This window comes from Pseudomonas sp. W4I3, from assembly GCF_030816195.1.
Lineage (GTDB): Bacteria > Pseudomonadota > Gammaproteobacteria > Pseudomonadales > Pseudomonadaceae > Aquipseudomonas.
On sequence record NZ_JAUSXS010000001.1, the window covers coordinates 3339491 to 3357484 of the forward strand.

Here is a 17994-nt window from a genome sequence, read left to right on the forward strand (position 1 = left end):
ACTGACAGCCAGCGCAAGCATCTGAATAGCTGACCTGGTTACGCGAAGCGCACTGATGGCCGTTGCAGTAAATCAGCTTGCTGAAACGTTTAATCAAGTTTATAAAACTGCCACAACTCCAAGAAAGGCTACCGCCATGACCCCCCTAAAATTCGTTGTTGCCCTCACCGCATTCTCCGCCGCCTCCCACGCCATGGCCTGGGACTATGTGCTCCTCGACACCGACAAAGCCGCGCAGAACTGGCAGGTCACCAGCCAGCAACTCGGCGTGCAAACCGACAAACCCTTCAGCGTTACCCTGCGCACGCTGCACGGTGGTCGGCAGGAGGGGGTGAGCATTGTCGACATCGATAACGGCACGATGAAGGTCTCGGTGGTGCCGACTCGCGGTATGAACGTGTTGCAGGCTTCGGTCGGCGATGTGCGCATGGGCTGGGATTCGCCGGTCAAGGAAGTGGTCAATCCTTCCTTCATCGAACTCACTGGGCGCGGCGGGCTGGGCTGGTTGGAAGGTTTCAATGAGCTGGTCACTCGTTGCGGCTACGAATGGGTTGGTCACCCTGGCATCGACAACGGCGAATTGCTGACGCTGCATGGCAGGGCCGCGAATATCCCTGCGAACAAAGTCACCCTGCACATTGATGAAAAGTCACCGTACGCCATCACCCTGCGCGGCGAACTGAAAGAGCAGGCGTTCAAGAAGGTCGATTTTTCCGTGGCGACCGAACTGGTCACCGAGCCCGGCAGTGTCGTGTTTGCTCTGAACGACACCCTGACCAACAACGGCGACTATCCGAAGGAATACCAGGCGCTGTATCACAGTAACTTCAGCACTCCGTTCCTGGAGCAAGGCGCGCGCTTCGTCGCACCGGTGAAGCAGGTGTCGCCGTTCAACGAAAAGGCCAAAGGCGAATTGGCCGATTGGCAAACCTACCGCGCCCCCACCAAGGACTACGACGAAACGGTTTACAACGTGGTGCCCTACGCCGATGCCAAGGGCGATACCTTGACCGTGCTGCACAACAAAGCGGGCAGCCTGGGCGTGTCGGTCGGTTTCAATACGCAGACGCTGCCGGTGTTTTCCCTGTGGAAGAACACCGACACTCAAGGGCAGGGCTATGTCACGGGGCTGGAGCCGGGGACAAGTTTTTCCTACAACCGCCGTTATCAGCGGCCACTGAACCTGGTACCCACCATTGGGCCCAAGGAACACAAGCAGTTCCGCATCAGCTACAGCTTGTTGGCGGATAAGGCAGCTGTAGACAAGGCCTTGAAGCAGGTCAGCGAGATTCAGGCTGGGCGCGAGACTGAGGTGCGGCAGACGCCGTTGGTTGATTTGACCAAGGGGTAAGGGCGCCTGCAACGCTTCCACAGGACGGTGCGGGAGTTACGCCCTACGCGCCGTCAACAACACCGTCGCCGCCGCCGACAACAACCCCGCGCAGCACCGATTAAAGATCCGCTTACCCCCAGGCTCCGCAAACCAGCGGCGCATATGCAAACCCATGTAGGCGTAGGCGCTGATGGCGATCCATTCCAGCGCCAGGAACATCGCGCCCAGCAGGGCGAATTGCGCGGTGATGGGGTGGCCGGGCACCACGAATTGGGGGAGGAAGGCGGTAAAGATCAGGATGGCTTTCGGGTTGCCCGCTGCCACCAGAAACTCCTGTCGCGCCAGGGCCCAGACGCTCATCCTGTTCGTGGCGGTTTGCGCCTCCTCCTGCGGGTTCGCGCGCCACAGCTGGTACGCCAGGTAAAACAGGTACGCCGCGCCAAGCAGCTTGATCCCGTAGAACAGCAATTCCGACGTTTGCAGCACCACCGCCAGCCCGGCGGAGGCGAGGGCGATCATGCCGGCAAAAGCCAGCAGGCGGCCGAGGCCGGCCAGGCATGAGGTGCGGTAGCCGTAACGGGTGGCGTTGCTGACCGACAGCAGGTTGTTGGGGCCGGGGGCCATGTTCAGGGCGAAGCAGGCGGGCAGGAAGAGGGCGAGGGTGGCAAGGTCCATGGCGGCTCCGGGTTGAGGCGTGCGGGAACGTTGAGAATAAGGGCAGTTGGGGCTGGGCGGCAATCTGTGCGCTGGTATCCGCCGATCAGCCAGCCCCATCAATAACCCTCAACCTTTTAACAAAGGTTTACACCAATCTCCGCGTCCATTCGGTATGTTTTTCAGCAACTTGCGCAACGTAGTCATCTATCAATGCCATCCACTATCCACCGCTTGGATCCACAGCTGATCAACATCAGGCGCCTGTTTGCCACGCCTTTGGCCAGCATCCAATACCCTGACTCACATGCGCTCAATGCGCAGCTCAAAACCCAAATTGCGCAGCGCATGGCGGCCGATGTGCAGGGCGCGCAGCGCAGTAATGCTGGGGGTTGGCAGTCTGCCCATGATTTTGCGCAGTGGGGCGGTGAGGCGTGCGCTGCGTTGATAGCCTTTGCCACGGAGTTCGCCACTCAATTGACCGTCGTGCATAGCGAACAGCACGGCTTTATCGAGCCGGGTTTCGCGTGGAAGGTCAATGCCTGGGTCAACGTCAACGAGGCGGGGCACAGCAATGCGCTTCACGGGCATCCGGGTGCGTTCTGGTCGGGGGTGTATTGGGTTGACGCCGGCGGCCGGGAAGACGATCCGGCCGTTGGCGGAGACCTGGAGTTTCTCGACCCCCGCGGCATGGTTGCGTCCGCCTATAACCCGGCGTTGCGCATGCGCGTGGAAGATTGCCTGACGGCCGGGTTCAGCAGTACCTGCGCCGCCAGCAGTGGGACGTTCGTCATGTTCCCGTCGTGGCTGATGCACGCGGTCAGGCGCTTTGACGGCACGCGCCCGCGCATTTCCATTGCGTTCAACTTTGGCGTGAGCTGACCGGAACCCGCACCTGAAACACCGTGCCATGTTCGGTATCAGAACTCACCTCAATCGCTCCGCCATGGGCGGCCACGATTTCCGAAGCGATGAACAGGCCCAGCCCGAGGCCTTCCGTGGGGCCCTGATGGATGGCCGTACGCTGGGAGAAGCGGCCCATGGGGTTGAAGATGAGCGGCAGCACGTCTTCGGGTATTGCTTCACCGCTGTTGTGCACCGTGAATACCGCCAGGCTTTCGCGTACTCCCAGTTCCACGTGGATTGGCCGCGTGGTGTCCCCATGCTGCACCGCATTGCTGATGATGTTCGAGAACACTTGCTCCATGCGCGCACCGTCGAACTCCCCGGCAACCGACGTTTTGGCGTCGAACATCAGGATGGCTTCGGGGTGAAAGGTGCGGATTTCTTCGATTACGCGCTGGCACAGCGGTGAGAGGTCTATATCGGCCGTCTTCACCGGGATGCCGGGCCCCATCTGGCAGCGGGTCAGGTCCAGCAGGTCGCCGACGATCTGGCTGGCCCGGCGTACGCTGGTGAAGATCTGATTGGCGATTTTGGTCGCACGGGCGCCGGCGTCCTGGGCGTGACGCAGCACATCAGCACCCAGCAGGATCGCGCCCAGTGGGGTGCGCAAGTCGTGGCCAAGGATGCCCAGGAACATGTTGCGTGATGCCTCGACCGCACGTGAGTAGCTGGCGACGGACTCGGCGAGCGCCTGGTCGATGGCCTCGTGGAAGCGGGTCATGTCGTCGACGTTGATCGGCGTGCCGTCCTTGATCTGGCGCATCCACTGGCTGACCACGCTGGTGCGCAGGGCGCGGTATTCCGACACCATCTGATCGATGGTGAACCCGGCCATCAGCCGCGTCATGGCGTGGATTTCCGCCGCGGTTTCCTGCTCAACCTCCGGGGCGTGCCCTTGGGCCTTGGCGATTTGCTCCTGCCGGGTCTGCTTGGTGCGCAGGTCGCTGACGATGGCGCGCAACATTTGCTCGGCATGGTCGCGCAGCCCGACACTGTCGAGTTCCTCACCCGGTGTGTCAATGGTTCTGGCGAAATCTTCCCAGGCCTGCAGAATCGGCTCGAGGTTTTCCAGGATGAAATCGGCCAGGCGCATATCTGTAGTCCTGATGGGGCGCGGGCAGAAGAGCGAGGCTGCGCAGCTGTAGGGAAATTCCCGGCAGTGTAGGAGGTTGTTCGCCGCTTTTAAAGCTCGGGCGGTGACGGGATACCGTGGATCCAATCTTTGCACTGAAAACCAGCATACGGCTGGGGTTACAGCCCCAATGTCAGCGACCTCAACCGTTGTTCCACTACGTGATCAAAATGGCTCGCAAGCTCCTCGCAACGCTCTGACGTAAGGCCGTCACAGCAGTCTATTCCCAAGACGAATCCCTGGGCTTTGGCGCCGCCTTTGACGGCAAGAATCATTGAACCCGCCAGTTCGATCTCGCGCAGGATTCTGTCGGCCTGTCGCTTTATAGGGCCGGGCAAATCGTTTATGAGCTCTTTCATGGCCGTCTCCGCAGCTTTGACTACACACACAAGACATCTGAAGCACTAACGGCCTCTTGAAAGCATCGACCGGAGGATGGTTAAGGAGTTTCGCCGCGAGCGCATGAAAGGCGATGAGTTACGCGCGGATGTTCACGGCGCAGCATCGGGTCGCTGCCATTGAAGGTTCATTGCCGGACCTGGCTGGCGACTAGATGGGTAAACCGGCAGGGGACATAGGCTCAATTCACGAACGTTGGCCTGTTCAGCCCCGCAGTACCAGCGACATATCCGGGTACTCAGCGCAGATGAAGTCGACGAAAGCGCGTACTTTGGGCGCTGCAAGGCGCCTGGAGGTGTGCAACACCCAAAGCTCTGGCTCGATCCCCGACACGGTGCCCCACTGGGCCAGTTCGCCCCGAGCCAGTGGCGCCCAGGCGATGGACTGTGGAATCAACGCCGCACCCCCACCGGCGATGGCCGCATCGCGCACCATCAGCAACGAAGAGAACTGTAGCCTGGGGACCGGTTCCAGCACCAACTGTCCGCCATCAAGACGCCAATGGGTGGGCATGAACCCCGGCGTTACGATGCCTGCCACCGGCCGGATTGCACCCGGTTCCGGCTTGGGTATCGCGGGCGCGGCCACCACCACCAGACGGTCCTTGGCGAAGCATCGGCCCACCAGGTTGCTGTCCGGGCTCGGGTTGATGCGAATGGCGACGTCGAATTGCTCTTCAACCAGGTCCACCATGCGGTCGTCGGCCACCACCTCGATGACGACGTCCGGGTAAGCGGCGCAGAAGCGCGCGCCAATCCCGCCCATTGCCAACTGCGAGAACAGGACCGGAGCGGCCACGCGCAGGCGACCGCGAGGCGTCGACACGCCTTCGCGTGCGGCGGTCAGGGCTTCGGTTACCTCACCCAGCGGGCCCTCCGTTTGCGACATCAGCAGCTCGCCGGCCTCGGTGAGCTTGAGCCCACGCGCACTGCGCTCGATCAGCCGTACGCCCAGTTGCTCCTCAAGGTCGGCAATTCGGCGCGACAGGGTGGCCTTGGACACACCGCTCGCTCGGCTGGCCTTGCCCAGGCCCTCGTTGGTGGCGACGAGGATGAAATCGATAAGCGCGTTGAGGTTCATGCTGTTCCATTTTTGAAACAAGGTGTCTGGATTCTGTGGTCTTCGTTTTCGTTATGCAACGACTTACTGTTCGTTCCAACGCAAACCCAGTGATCCCCAGGCAGGAGTTTTACCCATGAGCATTCTTATAGTTGGCGCCACCGGCACCCTCGGTTCACTCATCACCCAAGGCCTCGCCGAGCGCGGCGCAGCGGTCAAGGCCCTGGTGCGCCAGGCGGGTAAACGGGACTTCCCGGCAGCGTCACCGAAGTGGTTGGCGACCTCACCGATATAGCCTCCATGCGCGCCGCGTTGGCGTCGGTGCGCACCCTGTTTTTGCTGAATGCGGTGACGCCCGATGAGGTCACCCAAGCCATCATCGCGTTGAACCTCGCTCGGGAGGCGGGCATCGAGCGGGTGGTTTACTTGTCGGTGATTCATGCCGACACGTTCACCCAGGTGCCGCACTTCACCGGCAAGCACACCGTGGAACGCATGATCGAGAGCCTCGACATTCCGGCGACGGTGCTGCGCCCGGCGTACTTCATGCAAAACGACTTGATGGTCCAACAGACGATCCAGGACTACGCGGTGTACCCGATGCCTATCGGCTCGGCCGGTGTGTCGATGATCGATACGCGGGACATTGCCGACATCGCCGTTGCCGAGCTGTTGCGACGCGATCAGGCCGCGACTGCGCTGGAACGCGTGACGCTGGAGCTGGTGGGGCCGCAGGCGCTGACGAGTGCGGGCGTGGCCAAGCTCTGGAGCGCAGCCCTGGGCCGCGAAATCGCCTATGGCGGCGATGACGTTGCCGCATTTGAAACACAGCTGGCTGCATACGGTCCTGCCTGGCTGGCCTATGACATGCGCCTGATGATGGAAGGCATCCAGGCCTTCGGCATGCAGGCCGCGCCAGGCAGCGTGGAGCGGCTGGAAGCGATCATCGGCCGGCCATTGCGCACTTACCAAGCGTTCGTAAGCGAGTCGCTGCGAAAAACCACTTCCTGAATTGCACCCGTCCTCTGTAGGAGCTCCCGAGCTTTAGCGAGGCTGCGAAAGCGGTGGTTCAGGCGATGAAGAGGTTGACTGTGCCGCCGCCATCGCAGCCTCGCCGGGGCTCGACAGCTCCCACATTTGAGCGGTGTTGTTGTTCACATTTGCGTTCGTCTCGATGGCCCTGCGAACCGAGATTCGCGCTGACACAGCCAATCCCCTGTGGGAGCTGTCGAGCTTTAGCGAGGCTGCGAAAGCGGTGGTTCAGACGATGAAGAGGTTGACTGTGCCGCCGCCATCGCAGCCTCGCCGGGGCTCGACAGCTCCCACATTTGAGCGGTGTTGTTGTTCACATTTGCGTTCGTCTCGATGGCCCTGCGAACCGAGATTCGCGCTGACACAGCCAATCCCCCGTGGGAGCTGTCGAGCTTTAGCGAGGCTGCGAAAGCGGTGGTTCAGGCGATGAAGAGGTTGACTGTGCCGCCGCCATCGCAGCCTCGCCGGGGCTCGACAGCTCCCACATTTGAGCGGTGTTGTTGTTCACATTTGCGTTCGTCTCGATGGCCCTGCGAACCGAGATTCGCGCTGACACAGCCAATCCCCTGTGGGAGCTGTCGAGCTTTAGCGAGGCTGCGAAAGCGGTGGGTCAGGCAACGAAGATGTTGACCGTGCCGCCGCCATCGCAGCCTCGCCGGGGCTCGACAGCTCCCACATTTGAGCGGTGTTGTTGTTCACATTTGCGTTCGTTTCGATGGCCCTGCGAACCGAGATTCGCGCTGACACAGCCAATCCCCTGTGGGAGCTGTCGAGCTTTAGCGAGGCTGCGAAAGCGGTGGGTCATGCAACGAAGATGTTGACCGTGCCGCCGCCATCGCAGCCTCGCCGGGGCTCGACAGCTCCCACAGTTGAGCGGTGTTGCTGGTCAGAACTGCGCTCGTCTCGATGGCCCTGTAAACCGAGATCCCCCCTAACACAGCCAATCCCCTGTGGGAGCTGTCGAGCTTTAGCGAGGCTGCGAAAGCGGTAGTCCAGGCGATGAAACCGCTTCGCCAGCACCCCTTAGTTCCCACACCCCCAAATCACGGATGAAACCTGCGCCCCAGCGCATCCAGGCGCACGGCGATCGGTGGCAGGCGTTCGCTGCTGCGGGCCAGGGTTTCGACGTCGTTGGCGGTGTTTTGCGCGATGTGTTGCACCGATTGCAGGCGGTCGACAATTTCCAGGTTCGCCGAGGTCTGTTCGCGGGTGGTGGTGACGATGCGGCCGTTGAGTTGGTCGATGTGTGCGATGTCTTCGCCCACGGCGCGCAGCATGTCGACGGCCACCTGGCTGTCTTCCACGCAGCGCTCCACGCCTTGGCGGCTGTCGTGCATGGCTTCGACGGCCTGGCGGCTGCCTTGCTGCAGGCCTTCGATGATGGTCCTGATTTCCTGGGTGGAGAGGGCGGTGCGTTGGGCCAGGCTGCGCACTTCGTCGGCGACCACGGCAAAGCCACGGCCTTGCTCGCCGGCGCGGGCGGCTTCGATGGCGGCATTGAGGGCGAGCAGGTTGGTCTGGTTGGCGATGCTGCTGATGACCTCAAGCACCGAACCGATTTGCTCGGCCTGCACGGCCAGCGATTGTACGGTCGATTCGGTGCCGTTGATGCGTGAGGCCAATTGCGTGATTTCATGCTGGGCGCGGCCCACGCTTTGCTGGCCACGCACGATCTGCTGGCTGGCCTGGCCGGCGTGCTCCACCGCCTGCTCGACGTGCACGGTAATGTCGCCCATGGCGTCTTCCATGCGCTGCATCGAACCGGTCATTTCATTGATTTGCGCCAGTTGATGCCGCGCGCCTTTTTCCAGGGTGCCGCTGGCGGTGGCCAGTTCCTGACCGAGTTGGCCGAGGCCGTGGGAGTCGCGTGCGACGCCGTCGATCAGGTGGGTGAGTTGCTGCAGAAAGTGGTCGAACCGCTTGGCGAGCGAAACATGCACCTTGTCTTCACCCTTGGCGGTGTCTTCGGTGAACTGCGAAGTGACGGCTAGCATCTTTTCGAGCATTTCCTGGCTTTCGACCGCCTCGGCCTGGCTATGCACGGCGAGGTAGAGCAGGGCGACCGTTTCCATGACCACGTAGAAGGCGTGGACGAAAATCATCGTCCAGCCGCCGTGATGCGCCATCACAAACACCGGCGCGCCCTGATGTTGCAAGGCATGAAAAACCACGTGGTGTACCGCAATGGTCAGCGCCGCCACCAGGATCGGCAGCCAGTCGCGGTAGAAGGTCAACACCGCCAGCAGTGCAAAAATACCGAAGTGCGATTCGATTACGCCCTCGGCCTGGTTGATGTGCAAGGCGGCCATCACCATCAGGCCGGCGCCCAGCACGCAGCGCATCACACGGGTGCCGCCGATGGCGCGATAGAGCGCGGTCAGCACCACGCCGGTGCCGCCGCCGACGATTACCGCTTGGGTAAAGGTGTCATGCCAGAACGCCAGCCCGAGGGAGAACAGAAACATCAGCCAGATCAACGCCAGCATGATGCGGTCGGCCTTGCGGTAGTGCTCCAGAAAGCGTGTGGGCATTCACGTTTACTCCATGTGGTTTGGCCAGGAACCAAGCATGCGGCGTGCCACGCGGGCCGCGGTCAGTACAAAGTAAGTGGCTATTTGCCGGCATCGATCCGGCAAACGGTTATCGGCAGGTCGCGAGGGGACTTTAAGCAACGGCTGCCCGAGCGGGCAGCCGCGATGGCGGTCAGAAGCTGTACTTGGCCGTCAGCATCATGTTGCGTGGGGCGCCGTAGGAGTCACCGCCATAGGTGACGGCTTCGGAGATGGACTGGTAGTAGTGACGATCGAAGATGTTGTTGGCGTTGAGCTGCAGGTCCAGGTGCTGGTTGACTCGGTAGCCGGCCATCAAGTCGGTGACGGCGTAGCCACCCTGTTTGAGCCGATAGGTGCTGCCGTCCGCCAACTGGATGTCGTTGTACATGCGGCTCTGCCAGGACACATTGCCGCCCACGCGAAGTTTTTCCAGCGGGCCCTGGAAGTTGTAGCGGGTGGTCACCTTGAACAGGTGTTCCGGGGTGTCGGTGTCGAACTGCTTGTTGACCTTCTGCGGGTTGGCGTCGTCCTTGATCGTGTGAGTACGTGCGTAGGTGTAGCCACCGCCCACCTGCCAGTTCTCGGTCAGGGCGCCCTGCAGTTCGAAGTCGATACCCTGGCTGCGAATCTCGCCAGAAGCCTGGTAGCAGGAGGCCTGTGGGCAATCCGGCACGACGATCTGCACCGCACGGTTCTCCTGGTCGACCCGGAACAGCGCCACGCTGGCATTCAGCGCGCCACCCAGGTATTCGCCCTTGATGCCGACTTCATAATTCTTGCCGACGATGGGCTTGAGCGGGGTGGCGGAGGTGCTCTTCTCGCTTTGCGGGGTGAAGATGTCGCTGTAGCTGGCGTACACCGAGTGCTGGTCGTCCAGGTCGTAGATCAACCCGGCATAGCGGGTGAGGTTGCGGGTGACCTTGTAGTCGCCGTCGCCATCGCGGTTGTCGTAGTCGTACCAGTCCAGGCGCCCGCCGAGGATCAGCTTGAGCGGGTCGGCCAGACTCAGGCGGGTGGTGACGTAGACGCCGTCCTGGGTGGTGACGTCGCGTTGGTTGTTGGTGCGGGTGAAGTTCGGTTTGCCGGCCGTGATCGGCCAATTCAGGTCGTAGGGGCTGTAGTTGTGGGTGGTCGTGTCCTCGATGCGCTTGCTGGCGCCCACGACCAGTTCATGGGTGCGTCCGAACGCCTGGAAAGGCCCACTGACAAAAGCGTCGACCCCGGCCTGGTTCTGATCGAAAGCTGCCTGGTACACGGTGCGTGCCAGGCTATTGTTGGTCCAGCGCGACTGGTAGGAACCGGAGAACAGCGCGTCTTGCTCGGCGTAGTTGGCATTGACCTGCAGGCTCCAGTCATTGGCCAGTTGCTGGCGCAGTTCGACAAAGACGGTGTTGACCTCCTGATCCTTGTTCTCCCAGTCGGTACCGGGGTTGTACGAGCGCGACAGGTCGAGGTGATGGCCGTCCAGGCCGATCATCGAGGAGCCCCAGAAGTAGTTGGTCTTGTCTTTCTGGTTGGAATAACCCAGCGTCAAGGTGGTGTCTTCGCCCAGGTCGGCTTCGGTAACCGCGTAGAACAGGCCGTGATCCTGCTCGGCCTTGTCGATGAAACTGTTGGCATCACGGTAAGACGTCACCACCCGGCCTCGCCAGGTGCCGCTTTCATTAAGCGGGCTGGAGGCGTCGAGCTCGCCACGGTAATCGTCCCAACTGCCGGCGGCGCCGGTCAAGGTGACTTTCTGCTCGGCCAGGGGCCGCTTGCGAATCAGGTTGATGGCCGCCGAGGGGTTACCGGCGCCGGTGACCAGGCCAGTGGCACCGCGCACCACCTCGACCCGATCAAACATCGCCAGGTTCGGCTGCGAACCCACATTAACGCCGTTATAGCCGCTGGGAATGCCGTCGTACATGAGGTTGTCGACATTGAAACCGCGTGCGGTATAGCCCTGCCGGCCGGGGCCGCTGGAGTAGTTGAGGAACAACCCCGGCGTGGCATTCACCACATCGTTGATGCTGGTCATCGCCTGGTCATCCATGCGTTGACGGGTAATCACGGTGACGGCCTGCGGGGTTTCGCGCAGGGTCAGCGGCAGTTTGGTTGCGGTTTTCATCGAGCCGGTGGTGTACGACTCGCTGCCCTCGGTGGTCTCGCCCAGCTGTTGGCCGGACACTTCGGTGGCGCCCAGCTCAATGGTGGCGGGCGGTGCGCCGGCCTCGGCAGCGAGGGCTGCGTGGGACGTGGTCAGGCAGATAGCCATTGCTATCAGACTCGGTGAAAATCCTTTGCCGACATGGTGTTGCACAGACATGAACGTAGCTCTCCCGGAATGCCATCCGTGGCGAATAATAAATCTGTTGATAATTATTCGCATCAGTTTGGCAGATTGAAGCTGTCGGAAAAAGCCTACGGGATTAATCAGTTAACGACTTTTTCACACCTCACGTACCAGCGTTTTGCCACCTTTGCCTAGGTGAACACGATTTCGTAGGGCTCACGCATGCGTTCCAGTAACGCCTGGGCGAACATCGGCGCCAGGCTGATCGCGGGATCGCCCGTGAGCTGGCTGGCGTAGGCATGCACGGCGTGCAGCTTGTGTGCGATGCCCCAAGTGTCCAGGCACAACTTGCGCGCGCGCTGCCACGGGATCACCGCGCTTTCGCGTGCAGGCCAGTGCCAGGCCCACATCGGCAATTCGTTCAGTTGCGCACCCACCAGGTCGCATGCCTTGGCGCTGGCCCGGCCGACGGCTTCGTGGTCTTCGTTGCCATCATGGCGCCAGGTGGTAAACACCACATCCCCTGACTGCAGGTATCGGGCGATGAACTGGCAGACCTGATGCTCATCGGCGGCGAGGGCGTTATCGCGAAACCCGCCACGAATCCATTTCAGGCTATGCAGTGGCATACCCAGGCGGCGCATGGCCTCGGCGCTTTCCTGTGGGCGGACGACACTCAAGCGGCTGGCCGACCAGACCTGAGAGCCAGGATGGCTGGCGCTGCCATCGGTGATGGAGATCAACTTCAATGGGTGCGCGCGGTTGCTGAGCAAATGCAGCAGACCGCCGCAGGCGAGCACTTCATCGCCGGGGTGGGGGGCTATCACCACCACCCGGGCACCTGGCGGTACCAGGCCGGACAGGCTGATAACAGGGACTTGCGCCAACTGGGGCGCGCTGTTCCAGATTTGTGCAGGACCACGGCGGCCCTCGCTCAGGGAAGCGGATTTCATAGGGTGTCACATCCTTGTCGGTTGTTGCGCTTGTCTTCACCTCAGGCTCCGATCCTGGAGCACCTTTGCGAGGTGTTATGAGCATAGACAAGGATAAACGGCGCCACGGCGTTTTTTTACGAGGCCTGCATGAGGCTCTTCAAATAGTCAGCGAAGCCACCCTGGGCGCGGCAATCCAGGCGTGCGCTGGTGATCACTTGCGGGGTATGGCTCCAGGCAATGGAAGCACCGCAGCGTTCCAGATTACGCACCAGTTGCACGTCCTCATGGCATGCCAGCGGTTCAAACCCACCCGCCTGCCGATAGGCGCTGGCGCTTACTCCCAGGTTGGCACCGTGGATATGGCGATGCCCATCGCGGGCTGCGTAAGCCTGGTGATAGCGGATCTGTGCCGCCGCGTCGAAGCCTTCGCTCCAAGCGTCCACGGTCACGGTACCGCACACGGCGTCGCAACCCAGGGCCAGTTGCGCCACCAGCCAGTCCGGTGCGACGCGACTGTCGGCGTCGGTACAGGCGATCCAGCGCGCGCCCAGGTCCAGCAGATGCTGCGCGCCCACACCACGGGCATGCCCGACATTACACGCCTGCACCGCCAGGCAGTGCACACCCTGCGCTCGCGCAATCGCCGCGCTGCCATCGCTGCAGCTGTCGAGAACCACCAGGATCTGCACTGCTTCGCCGTGCAGTTGCGGATGACGTGCGGCAAGCATTGCTGCGTTCAGGCATTCGCCCAGCAACGCTTCTTCGTTATGCACCGGAATCAGGATGCCGATCATCGCAGGCCTTCAAGGCGTGCGACCGAGGCGCTGTCGCGACTCCAGAGGTCGAGTAGAAAATCTTCTTCATGGTGGCGTACCACCGCGTGCAGCCTCAGTCGCTGATGGAGCAGGGCGTGGACCTGTTCGGCGGTTTGCGGGCAACCTTCAATGGGCGCACGCCAGTGGCAAGCCAACAGTTGGCCATTCTCTGCCAACGCCTCCAGGCAGCGGTCAATCAGGCGCTCAAGATCAGCCGCGTCCAGGTAATAACACAGCTCACTCAACACGATCAGCTCGAATTGCTCCGATGGCCATTGCTCAGGCAGCCGTCGTTGCTCCACCAGGACGTTGGAAAACCCCGCCAGCCGTTTCTTCGCCAGCGTCACCGCAGCACTCGCCGTATCACAGCACAGCAAGCGATCGCAGCGCGCCGCCAGATCGGCGCTCAGCTCGCCATTGGCACAGCCGGGTTCGAAAATCGAGGCGTAGTGGGCTCGGGTCAGTACCGCCAGGCTTACTGCGCGTTTGCGCTGTTCATACCAACGCTGACGAAACGCCCACGGGTCATCGTTGCCCGCGAACATCTGGTCGAAATAAGGGGTTGTCACACTCAAACGAACACCACTTCAAAAGGTTGCAGCAGACGCTCCACCACGTAGGGCGCCAGCACCGGCGGCAGGCCGACCTGCGGGTCGCCTTCAAGCTGGCTGGCGAAGGCGTGGATGGCATGGCGTTTGCGCGCGACTTTTTCTGGCGTCAGCGGGATCTTGCGCGCGCGTTCCCACGGCACCATGCCGTCTTCGGCGGTCGCCCAGTGCCAGGTCCATACCGGCAGTTCATATAACTGCGCACCCACGGCGCGGGCCGCTTCGGCGCTGGCGCGGCCCACGGCTTCATGATCGCAATGGCCGTCCTCGCGCCAGGTGGCGAACACCACATCGTTGGGCTTGAGGTAGCGCTGGATAAACGCCGTCAGCTCGGTTTCGCGCTCGGCGACCTTGCTGTCGGTAAACCCGGCGCGCAGCCACTTCAAACTGTGCAGCGGCAAGCCCAGCCGATGCAGGGCCTGGGCTGATTCCTGGGGACGTACCACGCTCAGACGTTGCACCGGCCAGCGTTTGGAACCCGGATGACTGGCGCTGCCGTCAGTGACCGAAATCAATTGGATGGGACGGCCCAATGCGGCAAGCCCTTGCAGCAAGCCACCGCAGCCGAGCACTTCATCGTCCGGGTGCGGGGCGATGATCACGGCGCGCCGCCCCTCGGGCACCAATTGCTCCACGCTGACATGCGGCAGCTCAGCCAGGCGCGCCGATGTCTGCCAGTAATGCAGCGACGTACCCTGGCCGACAATCGGGTTGGGTTTCATAACTGCCACCTCCCTGACGGTTCGCCGGCGACCTGTTCGCCGAGGGCGGCCAGGTCGCGTTCGGCATGGCTTTGGCGCACATACACCGGCAAGTCCGCCATCAGTTGGGCGAAGTGTGGATCCTTGCAATAAGGCCCCGCACCCACGGCCCGCCCGACGTGATGGATTACTTGCTCCACGGTTTCCTCGACGCAGGCGCGTACCTGCTGGGCCAATAGTCGGGCATCGGCGGTCGGTGCCCGGTCTACCTGCTCGGCACTGGTGCGTAGCACGCAGGCTGCGCTGTTCAATGCGCTGTCGACGGCACCGAGGTGGGCCATGGCGTGCGGTTCCGGGTGCTTGCTGCACTGTTCGCGCAACACTTCAGCCAGGCGCTGCGCCGCGCCATACCAGCACGCGGCAATCCCGATTGCGCCTTGCCAGAAGCCCGGGCGGGCCAGGTAGTCACCCGGCCCGCCCACCGCAAGCCCACGCGCCTGGTTGAAGACAATTTCAACACTGCCGGTGGCGGCCATGCCCACCGCATTCCAGCCTTCATCCGTCACCGTCACGCCCGGTTGGTCCATCGCCACGGCGACCAGTTGCTGGCGATCTTCCTCATCCCACGCGGTCAACAACCCGTGTGATACCACCGACGCACCGGAACACCAGGCTTTACGCCCGTCGATGATCAGACGCTGACCGTCGCGCCGCACGCGCACCTTGGCGCTCGGCGGCTCGGCGGCCCACATCCCCCAGGTGCTGCCCAGGGGCGGCAGCGGGCTGTCGAGTTCAGCGATGATCGCCAGCGCATCGGTGTGGCCTTCAAACAGCTTGCACAAACGCAGGTCGTGGCCGGCGACCTGCGCCAGCCCGCTGTAGCGCTCCAGCGTCTGGCCGCTGCCGGGCAACGGCAGCTGGTCCAGGCCTTCTTCCTGAAGGTCCTTTAAGGCATCACCCAGGGCTTGCGTATTTGCATAGCCCCGGTAGCCGGAAAGGAATCCGTGCAACGCCATTTCACACCTCGTCGTCGTGTTGAAGCTCAAACAGTAGCAGTGAGCGACCGGTGGCGGCGTACTCGTGCTCAAAGTCAAAGCGCTCCTGGCCACGCACCGCAGGGTCATTGGTGTCGAGCAGGCAATTCCAAGACTCGCCCTGTGGCACCGGTGGCAAGCGGAAATTGACCATGTCGTGATGGGCATTCACCACCAGCAACAGCGTTGCATCGGCGCCGGCACGACGAATCCCCGTTTCCTGGGCGCGGCCATCCATCAGCATGCCCAGGCAACGGCCATGGCTGTCTTCCCACTGCTCAGTGGTCATCTCGTTGCCATCCGGCGCGAGCCAGGTGACGTCCTTCACGCCGATGTCTTCGTTGTAGTCGCCCACCAGGAAACGTCCACGGCGCAGGATCGGGTACGCCAGGCGCAACTTGATCAGGCGCTTGACGAACTTGAGCAACGCCTTGCCGTCATCGTCCAGGTCCCAGTTGACCCAGCCAATCTCGCTGTCCTGGCAATAGGCATTGTTGTTGCCGTGCTGGGTGCGGGCGAACTCATCGCCGGCCACGATCATCGGCGTGCCTTGGGCCAGCAGCAGCGTGGCAAAGAAGTTGCGCATCTGGCGCAGGCGCAGCGCGTTGATCTCAGGATCGTCGGTGGGGCCTTCGACGCCATGGTTCCACGACAGGTTGTTATTGCTGCCGTCCTGGTTGTTCTCGTCGTTGGCTTCGTTGTGCTTGTCGTTGTACGACACCAGGTCGTGCAGGGTGAAGCCGTCATGGGCGGTGATGAAGTTCACCGAGCTGTAAGGCCGGCGTCCGCGATGGTTGAACATCTCGCCCGAGGCCGTCATGCGCCCGGCGAAGTCCGCCAACTGCCCGTCGTCGCCTTTCCAGAAGGCGCGTACGGTGTCGCGGAAACGGTCGTTCCACTCCGCCCAACCGGGTGGGAAATTGCCCACTTGATAGCCGCCTGGGCCGCAGTCCCAGGGTTCGGCGATCAATTTGAGCTGGCGCAGGATAGGGTCCTGGCGGCACGCCACGAGGAAGCTGTGACGTTCGTCGAAGCCGTCGCGATAGCGTCCGAGGATGGTCGCCAGGTCGAAGCGGAAGCCGTCGACGTGCATCTCGGTGGCCCAGTAACGCAGGGAGTCTGTAACCATCTGCAGTACACACGGGTGGCTCAGGTCCAAGGTGTTGCCGGTGCCGGAATCGTTGATGTAGAAACGTTTTTCGTCGGGCATCAGGCGGTAGTACGAGGCGTTGTCGATACCGCGCATTGAGAGGGTAGGGCCGCGCTCGTTGCCTTCGGCGGTGTGGTTGTAGACCACATCGAGGATCACTTCGAGCTTCTGTTCATGCAGGTGCGCGACCATCTCCTTGAACTCGGCGATCTTGCCGCTGGCCAGGTAGCGCGGGTCGGGTGCGAAAAACGCGATGCTGTTGTAGCCCCAGTAGTTGGTCATGCCTTTTTCCAGCAAGTGCTGGTCGTTGACAAAGGCGTGTACCGGCAACAACTCGACCGAAGAAACCCCTAACTGGCGAATGTGCTTGAGCACATCGTCGTCCATCAGCCCGGCGCAGGTGCCGCGCACGGATTCGCCAACCGAAGGGTGGCGCATGCTGATGCCGCGCAGGTGGGTTTCATAGATGATCGTGCGGTCCCAGGGCACGCGCACCGGCTGGTCATTGCCCCAGGTGTGCGCAGGGTCGATGACCTTGCATTTGGGCACGAAGGGCGCGCTGTCGCGCTCATCGAAGCTGAGGTCGTCGTCGGGGTGGCCGATGGTGTAGCCGAACAGCGCTTCGGACCATTTGAGTTCGCCCACCAGTTGCTTGGCATAGGGGTCGATCAGCAGTTTGTTGTGGTTGAAACGATGGCCGTTTTCCGGGTCGTAGGGGCCATACACACGGTAGCCGTAGATCAGCCCTGGATGGGCGTCGGGCAGGTAGCCGTGGAAGATTTCATCGGTGTATTCGGGCAGTTCGATACGCTCCAGTTCCACTTCGCCGGCGTCGTCGAACAGGCACAGCTCGACCTTGGTGGCGTTGGCGGAGAACAGCGCGAAGTTGACGCCCAGGCCGTCCCAGGTGGCGCCAAGGGGGAAGGGCAAACCTTCACGAATCCGCGACGGCTCTTGGTCCGGCGTGGCTGAGGCTTTTTCGGGTTTGCTCATGGTGTTGCTCCTGCAAGAATTCTTTTTTTCGGGCCGAACGCGGCCGTACTGACAGTTATTCAGCGTATGACGTAAATATAGATGAAGGCCCCCCGACGACAATGTCGTCAGGGGGCGCGGTGATCAATGGGCGGCTGGCTTGGGTTTCTTCGGCGCGGCTGGCTTTTTCGGTGCCGGCTTGGCGGCAGCAGCCGGCGCGGCCGGCTTGGGCTTGGCCGCAGCCTTAGGGGCGGTCTTGGGCTTGGCGGCAGGCTTGGGCTTGCTTGGCGTCAGCGCCTCGGCCTCTGCCAGTTTGCGCGCCATCTCCCAGTGACGTGCATCTTCACCGTGGGGCTTGCCTTCGGATTCCCAGATCTGATGCGCCAGTTCGCGGATGCGTTTGTCTTCATTACTCATCACACACTCCTCAGAGAAAA

General features: G+C 62.0%; 15 protein-coding genes and 1 pseudogene. 3 read left to right on the forward strand and 13 right to left on the reverse strand.

Going from position 1 to position 17994, the window contains the following annotated elements:
* Positions 1–136: 136 nt before the first annotated feature.
* Positions 137–1351, forward strand: coding sequence for an aldose 1-epimerase family protein (locus tag QF045_RS15220; protein ID WP_306492922.1), 1215 nt, complete (start codon positions 137–139; stop codon positions 1349–1351).
* A gap of 36 nt (positions 1352–1387) precedes the next feature.
* Here QF045_RS15220 and QF045_RS15225 read toward each other — a convergent pair whose 3' ends face one another.
* Complete coding sequence (locus tag QF045_RS15225; RefSeq protein WP_306492923.1) at positions 1388–2008, reverse strand: LysE family translocator; 621 nt, start codon at positions 2006–2008, stop codon at positions 1388–1390.
* A gap of 192 nt (positions 2009–2200) precedes the next feature.
* Between QF045_RS15225 and QF045_RS15230 the strand changes: the two genes are divergently transcribed.
* Positions 2201–2869, forward strand: a complete 669-nt coding sequence (locus QF045_RS15230) for a TIGR02466 family protein (protein WP_306492924.1) — start codon at positions 2201–2203, stop codon at positions 2867–2869.
* On the opposite strand, the gene QF045_RS15235 is transcribed toward QF045_RS15230, so the two are convergent.
* From QF045_RS15235 to QF045_RS15245, 3 genes are all read right to left on the reverse strand, one after another.
* Positions 2850–3986: a sensor histidine kinase gene (locus QF045_RS15235; protein WP_306492925.1), complete on the reverse strand. Its 1137-nt coding sequence runs from the start codon at positions 3984–3986 to the stop codon at positions 2850–2852. The two genes, QF045_RS15230 and QF045_RS15235, sit on opposite strands and share 20 nt — an antisense overlap.
* Before the next feature lie 158 nt (positions 3987–4144).
* Positions 4145–4384, reverse strand: coding sequence for a hypothetical protein (locus QF045_RS15240; RefSeq protein WP_306492926.1), 240 nt, complete (start codon positions 4382–4384; stop codon positions 4145–4147).
* Between the two features lie 244 nt (positions 4385–4628).
* A complete protein-coding gene (locus tag QF045_RS15245; RefSeq protein WP_306492927.1) occupies positions 4629–5504 on the reverse strand; it encodes a LysR family transcriptional regulator in 876 nt (291 codons plus the stop codon).
* A gap of 115 nt (positions 5505–5619) precedes the next feature.
* Here QF045_RS15245 and QF045_RS15250 point away from each other — a divergent pair.
* Positions 5620–6494, forward strand: a pseudogene (locus tag QF045_RS15250) (NmrA family NAD(P)-binding protein).
* Positions 6495–7558: 1064 nt separating this feature from the next.
* Here QF045_RS15250 and QF045_RS15255 read toward each other — a convergent pair.
* From QF045_RS15255 to QF045_RS15295, 9 genes are all read right to left on the reverse strand, one after another.
* Complete coding sequence (locus tag QF045_RS15255) at positions 7559–9046, reverse strand: methyl-accepting chemotaxis protein (RefSeq protein ID WP_306492928.1); 1488 nt, start codon at positions 9044–9046, stop codon at positions 7559–7561.
* A gap of 172 nt (positions 9047–9218) precedes the next feature.
* Positions 9219–11375 carry a TonB-dependent siderophore receptor gene (locus QF045_RS15260; RefSeq protein WP_306492929.1) on the reverse strand — a complete coding sequence of 719 codons (2157 nt, stop codon included), beginning with the start codon at positions 11373–11375 and terminating at the stop codon, positions 9219–9221.
* A 158-nt stretch (positions 11376–11533) separates the two neighbouring features.
* Positions 11534–12295 carry a PIG-L deacetylase family protein gene (locus tag QF045_RS15265; RefSeq protein WP_306492930.1) on the reverse strand — a complete coding sequence of 254 codons (762 nt, stop codon included), beginning with the start codon at positions 12293–12295 and terminating at the stop codon, positions 11534–11536.
* 116 nt (positions 12296–12411) lie between these two features.
* Positions 12412–13071 carry a glycosyltransferase family 2 protein gene (locus QF045_RS15270; protein ID WP_306492931.1) on the reverse strand — a complete coding sequence of 220 codons (660 nt, stop codon included), beginning with the start codon at positions 13069–13071 and terminating at the stop codon, positions 12412–12414.
* Positions 13068–13667 (reverse strand): SAM-dependent methyltransferase, encoded by a 600-nt coding sequence (locus tag QF045_RS15275; RefSeq protein WP_306492932.1) that lies wholly within the window; start codon positions 13665–13667, stop codon positions 13068–13070. Before QF045_RS15275 ends, QF045_RS15270 begins: the two co-directional genes overlap by 4 nt.
* Complete coding sequence (locus tag QF045_RS15280) at positions 13664–14422, reverse strand: PIG-L deacetylase family protein (protein ID WP_306492933.1); 759 nt, start codon at positions 14420–14422, stop codon at positions 13664–13666. The genes QF045_RS15275 and QF045_RS15280 overlap by 4 nt, the downstream gene beginning before the upstream one ends.
* A complete protein-coding gene (locus QF045_RS15285) occupies positions 14419–15417 on the reverse strand; it encodes an acyl-CoA dehydrogenase family protein (protein ID WP_306492934.1) in 999 nt (332 codons plus the stop codon). Before QF045_RS15285 ends, QF045_RS15280 begins: the two co-directional genes overlap by 4 nt.
* A 1-nt stretch (position 15418) precedes the next feature.
* Positions 15419–17578 (reverse strand): glycogen debranching protein GlgX, encoded by a 2160-nt coding sequence (gene glgX / locus QF045_RS15290; RefSeq protein WP_306492935.1) that lies wholly within the window; start codon positions 17576–17578, stop codon positions 15419–15421.
* 123 nt (positions 17579–17701) lie between these two features.
* Entirely contained in the window at positions 17702–17974 is a 273-nt protein-coding gene (locus QF045_RS15295) for a DUF2934 domain-containing protein (protein WP_124386842.1), read from the reverse strand.
* Positions 17975–17994: the final 20 nt, after the last annotated feature.

What these genes read in the sequence shown, in the direction of transcription:
- QF045_RS15225 (WP_306492923.1), bottom strand. Translation starts at nt 2,008, where the DNA reads ATGGACCTTGCCACCCTCGCCCTCTTCCTGCCCGCCTGCTTCGCCCTG.
- QF045_RS15230 (WP_306492924.1), top strand. Translation starts at nt 2,201, where the DNA reads ATGCCATCCACTATCCACCGCTTGGATCCACAGCTGATCAACATCAGG.
- QF045_RS15270 (WP_306492931.1), bottom strand. Translation starts at nt 13,071, where the DNA reads ATGATCGGCATCCTGATTCCGGTGCATAACGAAGAAGCGTTGCTGGGC.
- glgX (WP_306492935.1), bottom strand. Translation starts at nt 17,578, where the DNA reads ATGAGCAAACCCGAAAAAGCCTCAGCCACGCCGGACCAAGAGCCGTCG.
- QF045_RS15285 (WP_306492934.1), bottom strand. Translation starts at nt 15,417, where the DNA reads ATGGCGTTGCACGGATTCCTTTCCGGCTACCGGGGCTATGCAAATACG.
- QF045_RS15220 (WP_306492922.1), top strand. Translation starts at nt 137, where the DNA reads ATGACCCCCCTAAAATTCGTTGTTGCCCTCACCGCATTCTCCGCCGCC.
- QF045_RS15280 (WP_306492933.1), bottom strand. Translation starts at nt 14,422, where the DNA reads ATGAAACCCAACCCGATTGTCGGCCAGGGTACGTCGCTGCATTACTGG.
- QF045_RS15260 (WP_306492929.1), bottom strand. Translation starts at nt 11,375, where the DNA reads ATGTCTGTGCAACACCATGTCGGCAAAGGATTTTCACCGAGTCTGATA.
- QF045_RS15240 (WP_306492926.1), bottom strand. Translation starts at nt 4,384, where the DNA reads ATGAAAGAGCTCATAAACGATTTGCCCGGCCCTATAAAGCGACAGGCC.
- QF045_RS15255 (WP_306492928.1), bottom strand. Translation starts at nt 9,046, where the DNA reads ATGCCCACACGCTTTCTGGAGCACTACCGCAAGGCCGACCGCATCATG.
- QF045_RS15295 (WP_124386842.1), bottom strand. Translation starts at nt 17,974, where the DNA reads ATGAGTAATGAAGACAAACGCATCCGCGAACTGGCGCATCAGATCTGG.
- QF045_RS15245 (WP_306492927.1), bottom strand. Translation starts at nt 5,504, where the DNA reads ATGAACCTCAACGCGCTTATCGATTTCATCCTCGTCGCCACCAACGAG.
- QF045_RS15235 (WP_306492925.1), bottom strand. Translation starts at nt 3,986, where the DNA reads ATGCGCCTGGCCGATTTCATCCTGGAAAACCTCGAGCCGATTCTGCAG.
- QF045_RS15265 (WP_306492930.1), bottom strand. Translation starts at nt 12,295, where the DNA reads ATGAAATCCGCTTCCCTGAGCGAGGGCCGCCGTGGTCCTGCACAAATC.